5 protein-coding genes are annotated in these 5,990 nt (G+C 73.2%); all 5 read left to right on the top strand.

Annotation, left to right across the window (positions count from 1 at the left end):
- On the top strand, positions 1 to 979 hold a 979-nt coding region (locus ACYVE9_RS13195; RefSeq protein WP_461028006.1), incomplete at its 5' end, for a P1 family peptidase.
- Between the two features lie 16 nt (positions 980 to 995).
- On the top strand, positions 996 to 2,396 hold the full coding sequence (gene lysA, locus ACYVE9_RS13190; RefSeq protein WP_461028005.1) for a diaminopimelate decarboxylase: 1,401 nt from the start codon (positions 996 to 998) through the stop codon (positions 2,394 to 2,396).
- 236 nt (positions 2,397 to 2,632) lie between these two features.
- Complete coding sequence (locus ACYVE9_RS13185) at positions 2,633 to 3,934, top strand: homoserine dehydrogenase (RefSeq protein WP_461028004.1); 1,302 nt, start codon at positions 2,633 to 2,635, stop codon at positions 3,932 to 3,934.
- Between the two features lie 32 nt (positions 3,935 to 3,966).
- Positions 3,967 to 5,064, top strand: coding sequence for a threonine synthase (gene thrC / locus ACYVE9_RS13180; protein ID WP_461028003.1), 1,098 nt, complete (start codon positions 3,967 to 3,969; stop codon positions 5,062 to 5,064).
- A gap of 328 nt (positions 5,065 to 5,392) precedes the next feature.
- Positions 5,393 to 5,990: homoserine kinase (locus tag ACYVE9_RS13175; RefSeq protein ID WP_461028007.1), on the top strand; the 598-nt coding region annotated here is incomplete at its 3' end.

Here is a 5,990-nt window from a genome sequence, read left to right as displayed (position 1 = left end):
GGAGGCGGTCCAGCGTGCCGCGTCCGACGCGGGGCGCGGCCAGCCGAGCGGGTCGGCTCAGGGCGGCGGCGAGGACGCACCCGTCACCGTTGCCGAGGACGACGCGGCGCAGGGCAGCGCCGCCCCCGGTGAGACCTCGCGGAAAGCCGCCGCCGGGAACGGGGCCGAGCAGGGCAATGTCGGAGCCGGGGCCGGAGCGGTGGCCGGTGGGCTGAAGGGAGGTGTGGGCACCGCAGCGGTGGTCCTGCCCTCGGGGGCCGTTGTCGGTGCCCTGGTGGTGGTCAACGCGGTCGGCTCGGTGGTGGAACCGACCACCGGAGCGCTGTACGGCGAACTGATGGACGGGCGCGCCGTGTTGCCGGCCGCAGATCGGCACCGCGACGCCCGGCGACGGCTCGCTGAGGCGGTGGCCGCCTCCGGGCCTCCGCCGCTCAACACGACGCTGGCCGTGGTCGCCACCGACGCGGTGCTGTCCAAGGCGCAGGCCCAGAAGATGGCCGGCACCGCACACGACGGCCTGGCACGTGCGGTGCGTCCGGTGCACCTGCTGCACGACGGCGACACCGTCTTCGCCCTCGCCACCGGCACCCGGCCCACCTTCGAGCGGCGGCACGGCAACCCGCTGTTCCGTGTGCAGTACGCCCACGCCCGTACCCGGGCGCTGCTCACCGGCGCCGACGACCTCGGGTTCACCCCCGAGCCCGGTACCTACGCCACCCGCGCCGAGGTCGCCCTCATCGACCGCCTGACCGACGTGGTCAGGGTCGGTGCCCAGGGCGACGCGGGCCGGCTCGCCCACCGCCTCGAAGCAGCCGCCGACGCCTTCTTCGACTTCCACGACGCCCACCCCGTCCTGCCCCGCGGTGACGAGAAACCCGAGGCCGCCCACCGCTCCCGGCTGGCCCTCGCCGAGGCCACCGGGACGGTGCTGGCCGGCGGCCTCGCCCGACTCGGCGTCAGCGCACCGAACCACCTCTGAGGGGATCAGAGCCACCATGAGCCGTTCCGCCCACCCCGCCGGGCCCCGCCACGCCGACGTACTGCCCGAGGGCCGCTACCCGGGCAACACCACGCCTCCCGAGGACCTCAACGCCCTCGACCCGCAGGTGTGGTCCCGTACCGTCACCCGCGACGAGCGCGGCGCGCTCACCGTCGGCGGCCTCAGCGTCACCGAGCTGGCCGAGCGGTTCGGCACCCCCGCCTACCTGCTCGACGAGCAGGACTTCCGGTCCCGCTGCCGGGCCTGGCGGGACGCCTTCGGACCCGAGGCCGACGTCTTCTACGCGGGCAAGGCGTTCCTGTCCCGGGCCGTCGTGCGGTGGCTGCACGAGGAGGGCCTCAACCTCGACGTGTGCTCCGGCGGTGAGCTGGCCACCGCACTCGCGGCGGGCATGCCCGCCGAGCGCATCGCCCTGCACGGCAACAACAAGTCCACCGAGGAGATCCACCGCGCGGTCGAGGCCGGCGTCGGCCGGATCGTGCTGGACTCCTTCCAGGAGATCGTCCGGGTGGCCCGCGTCGCCGAGCGGCTCGGCCGTCGGCAGCCGGTGCAGATCCGCGTCACCGTCGGCGTCGAGGCGCACACCCACGAGTTCATCGCCACCGCGCACGAGGACCAGAAGTTCGGCCTGCCGCTGGCCGGCGGGCAGGCCGCGGAGGCCGTCCGCCGGACGCTGGGCCTGGAGTGGCTGGAGCTGATCGGCATCCACTCGCACATCGGCTCGCAGATCTTCGACACCTCCGGCTTCGAGGTCGCGGCGCACCGGGTCGTCGGGCTGCTCGCGCAGATCCGCGACGAGCACGGCGTGGAACTGCCCGAGATCGACCTCGGCGGCGGCCTCGGCATCGCCTACACACCCGAGGACGACCCCAGCGCGCCGCACGACATCGCCAAGGCGCTCAACGAGATCGTCACCCGGGAGTGCGAGGCGGCCCGCCTGGCCGTGCCGCGGCTCTCCGTCGAGCCGGGCCGGGCCATCGTCGGCCCGACCGCGTTCACGCTCTACGAGGTCGGCACGGTCAAGCCGCTGGAGGGGCTGCGCACCTACGTCAGCGTGGACGGCGGCATGTCCGACAACATCCGCACCGCGCTCTACGACGCCGAGTACACCGTCGCGCTGGCCTCGCGCACCTCCGACGCCGCGCCGATGCTGAGCCGGGTGGTGGGCAAGCACTGCGAAAGCGGCGATATCGTCGTCAAGGACGCGTTCCTGCCCGCCGACACGGCCCCCGGCGACCTGCTCGCGGTGCCCGCGACCGGCGCGTACTGCCGGTCGATGGCCAGCAACTACAACCACGCGCTGCGGCCGCCGGTGATCGCGGTGGACGGGGGCTCGGCGCGGGAGATCGTGCGCCGGGAGACCGAGGAGGACCTGCTCCGGCTGGACGTCGGCTGAGCCGGCCGCGGAGCGGGACGGCCCGGAGCGCACTGACTGAAAAATGAGAAATGCGTTCCACATGCTGGACCGGGGAGGGAAACCCGGGACCGGTGCGTGAGACTTGCACCGCTGGACGGAGCAGGACGCCGGGCGGGGCGCGGGCGGTGGCCCGCACGGGAGACGGCCGTTCCGCCCGGCCCCGCACGGGCGGAACGAACTGCCGGACATGACGAAAACCGAGTGAACGAGGTCAGATGATGCGTACGCGTCCGCTGAAGGTGGCGCTGCTGGGCTGTGGAGTGGTCGGCTCAGAGGTGGCACGCATCATGACGACGCACGCGGACGACCTCACGGCCCGGATCGGCGCCCCGGTCGAACTCGCCGGGATCGCCGTACGCCGCCCGGGACGGGTGCGTGAGGGCGTGCCCGCCGACCTCGTCACCACCGACGCCACCGCGCTGGTCAAACGCGGCGACATCGACGTGGTCGTGGAGGTCATCGGCGGCATCGAGCCGGCCCGCGCCCTGATCACCACCGCGTTCGAGCACGGCGCCAGCGTCGTCTCGGCCAACAAGGCGCTGCTCGCGCAGGACGGCCCGGCGCTGCACGAGGCCGCCGACAAGCACGGCGCCGACCTCTACTACGAGGCGGCCGTCGCCGGTGCGATCCCCCTGGTCCGCCCGCTGCGCGAGTCCCTCGCGGGGGACACCGTCAACCGGGTGCTGGGCATCGTCAACGGCACCACCAACTTCATCCTCGACCGGATGGACTCCTCCGGCGCCGGATACAGCGAGGCACTTGACGAGGCCACTGCGCTCGGCTACGCGGAGGCCGACCCGACGGCCGACGTCGAGGGTTTCGACGCCGCCGCGAAGGCCGCGATCCTCGCCGGCATCGCCTTCCACACCCGGGTGGGCCTGGACGAGGTGCACCGCGAGGGGCTCACCGAGGTCACCGCCGCCGACATCGCGTCCGCCCGCCGCATGGGCTGCACGGTGAAGCTGCTGGCCATCTGCGAGCGGGCCGCCGACGGCCGGTCGGTGACCGCCCGCGTCCACCCGGCGATGATCCCGCTCAGCCATCCGCTGGCGTCGGTGCACGAGGCGTACAACGCGGTGTTCGTCGAGGCCGAGGCCGCCGGGCAGCTGATGTTCTACGGACCCGGCGCCGGCGGCGGGCCGACCGCCTCGGCGGTGCTCGGGGACCTGGTCGCGGCCTGCCGCAACAAGCTGAGCGGCGCCCGCGGCCCCGGCGAGTCGGCCTACACGCAGCTGCCGGTGAGCCCGATGGGCGAGGTCGTCACCCGCTACCACATCAGCCTGGACGTCGCCGACAAACCCGGCGTACTCGCCCAGTGCGCCCTGGTGTTCGCCGAGCACGGAGTGTCGATCGACACCGTCAGGCAGCAGGGCAAGGAGGGCACCGACGGCGACGCCTCACTGGTCGTCGTCACCCACCGCGCCGCCGACTCCGCGCTCGGCGCGACGGTCGAGGCGCTGCGCAGTCTGGACACCGTACGCGGCGTCGCGAGCATCATGCGCGTCGAAGGGGAATGAGGGGCATCAGCACAATGTCTGGCACTTCTGGGATGTCTGGAACATCCGCACACACCGCCGGCCGGGCCGGCACCAGCGCCCAGTGGCGCGGAATCATCGAGGAGTACCGCGACCGGCTGCCGGTCGCGGCGTCCACACCGGTGGTGACCCTGCGGGAGGGCGGGACGCCGCTCGTCCCTGCCCAGGTGCTGTCCGAGCGCACCGGCTGCGAGGTCCACCTCAAGGTCGAGGGCGCCAACCCCACGGGTTCGTTCAAGGACCGGGGCATGACGATGGCGATCTCGCACGCGAAGGAGGCCGGCGCGCAGGCCGTCATCTGCGCGTCCACCGGCAACACCTCCGCGTCGGCCGCCGCCTACGCGGTCCGGGCCGGCATGGTCTGCGCGGTGCTCGTGCCGCAGGGCAAGATCGCCCTGGGCAAGATGGGTCAGGCGCTCGTGCACGGCGCCAAGATCCTCCAGGTGGACGGCAACTTCGACGACTGCCTGACGCTGGCCCGCGGCCTCTCCGAGAACTACCCCGTCGCACTGGTCAACTCGGTCAACCCGTCCCGCATCGAGGGCCAGAAGACGGCCGCCTTCGAGGTCGTCGACATGCTCGGCGACGCGCCCGACATCCACGTGCTGCCGGTCGGCAACGCGGGCAACATCACGGCCTACTGGCGCGGCTACCAGGAGTACCGCGCGGACGGCCCGGCCGGCCGGACGCCCCGCATGTGGGGCTTCCAGGCCTCGGGTTCGGCGCCGATCGTCCGCGGTGAGCCGGTCAAGGACCCGCACACCATCGCGACCGCGATCCGCATCGGCAACCCGGCGTCGTGGTCCAGCGCGGAGCGGGCCAGGGACGAGTCCGGCGGCTTCATCGACGAGGTCACCGACCGGCAGATCCTGTCCGCCTACCGGCTGCTGTCCTCGCAGGAGGGCGTCTTCGTGGAGCCCGCCTCGGCGGCCTCCGTCGCCGGCTTGCTGAAGGCCGCAGAGCAGGGCAAGGTCGATCCCGGGCAGCGCATCGTCTGCACCGTGACCGGAAACGGCCTCAAGGACCCGGACTGGGCCGTCGCGGGCGCCCCGCAGCCGGTCACCGTGCCGGTCGACGCCGCCGCGGCCGCCGAACGGCTCGGCCTGGACTGACGTCCCCACCGGGTCGGCGGCAGCCCGCTGCCGCGCCCGGTTCACTGCAACGGCCATCCGGGAGCACGGTTCCGGAGACGACACGCATCGTGCGCCTCCCGTGCGCCCTGTGTCGCCACCGAACCTTCGTTGGATAGGCTGGGATTCATCCCACCCCGCACAGACGAATGTGCCAGGGGCATGTGTCGCGTTTTCCGAAAGCCGCCCCCACAGCGGTTCTTTCGCCGGGCCGGGGCCCGGCACACGCGACTTCCGGCACCCGCCGCGGTGCCGGGGGGAGTCGCTCGCACGCATGACCAGCACACGAACCAAGGAGAGTCATCGAGCGATGGCCGGTCCCGCGTTCCGCGCCGCCGCCGTCCGGGTGCGCGTCCCCGCTTCCAGTGCCAACCTCGGTCCGGGCTTCGACGCCCTCGGCCTGGCCCTGGGGCTCTACGACGACGTGGTGGTCCGCGTCGCCGAGTCAGGCCTGCACCTCGACATCGCAGGTGAGGGGGCCGAGACCCTCCCGAGGGACGAGAGCCACCTCCTCGTCCGATCCCTGCGCACCGCCTTCGACCTGCTCGGCGGGCAGCCCCGCGGCCTGGAGGTCGTCTGCGCCAACCGCATCCCGCACGGGCGCGGGCTGGGGTCCTCCTCGGCCGCCATCTGCGCGGGCATCGTCGCCGCCCGGGCCGTCACCACCGGCGGCGCCGAGAAGCTCGACACCACCGCGATGCTGGAGCTGGCCACCGAGATCGAGGGCCACCCGGACAACGTCGCCGCCTGCCTGCTGGGCGGCTTCACACTCGCCTGGACGGACGGCGGCGCGGCCCGCGCGATCCGGATGGACGCCGCGGAGTCCGTCGTACCGGTCGCCTTCGTGCCGTCCAGGCCGGTGCTGACCGAGACCGCGCGCGGACTGCTGCCGCGGACGGTGCCGCACG

Source organism: Streptomyces sparsus (assembly GCF_054776295.1).
This window is presented reverse-complemented; position numbering and strand designations above follow the sequence as displayed.

What these genes read in the sequence shown, in the direction of transcription:
- lysA (WP_461028005.1), top strand. Translation starts at nt 996, where the DNA reads ATGAGCCGTTCCGCCCACCCCGCCGGGCCCCGCCACGCCGACGTACTG.
- ACYVE9_RS13185 (WP_461028004.1), top strand. Translation starts at nt 2,633, where the DNA reads ATGATGCGTACGCGTCCGCTGAAGGTGGCGCTGCTGGGCTGTGGAGTG.
- thrC (WP_461028003.1), top strand. Translation starts at nt 3,967, where the DNA reads ATGTCTGGAACATCCGCACACACCGCCGGCCGGGCCGGCACCAGCGCC.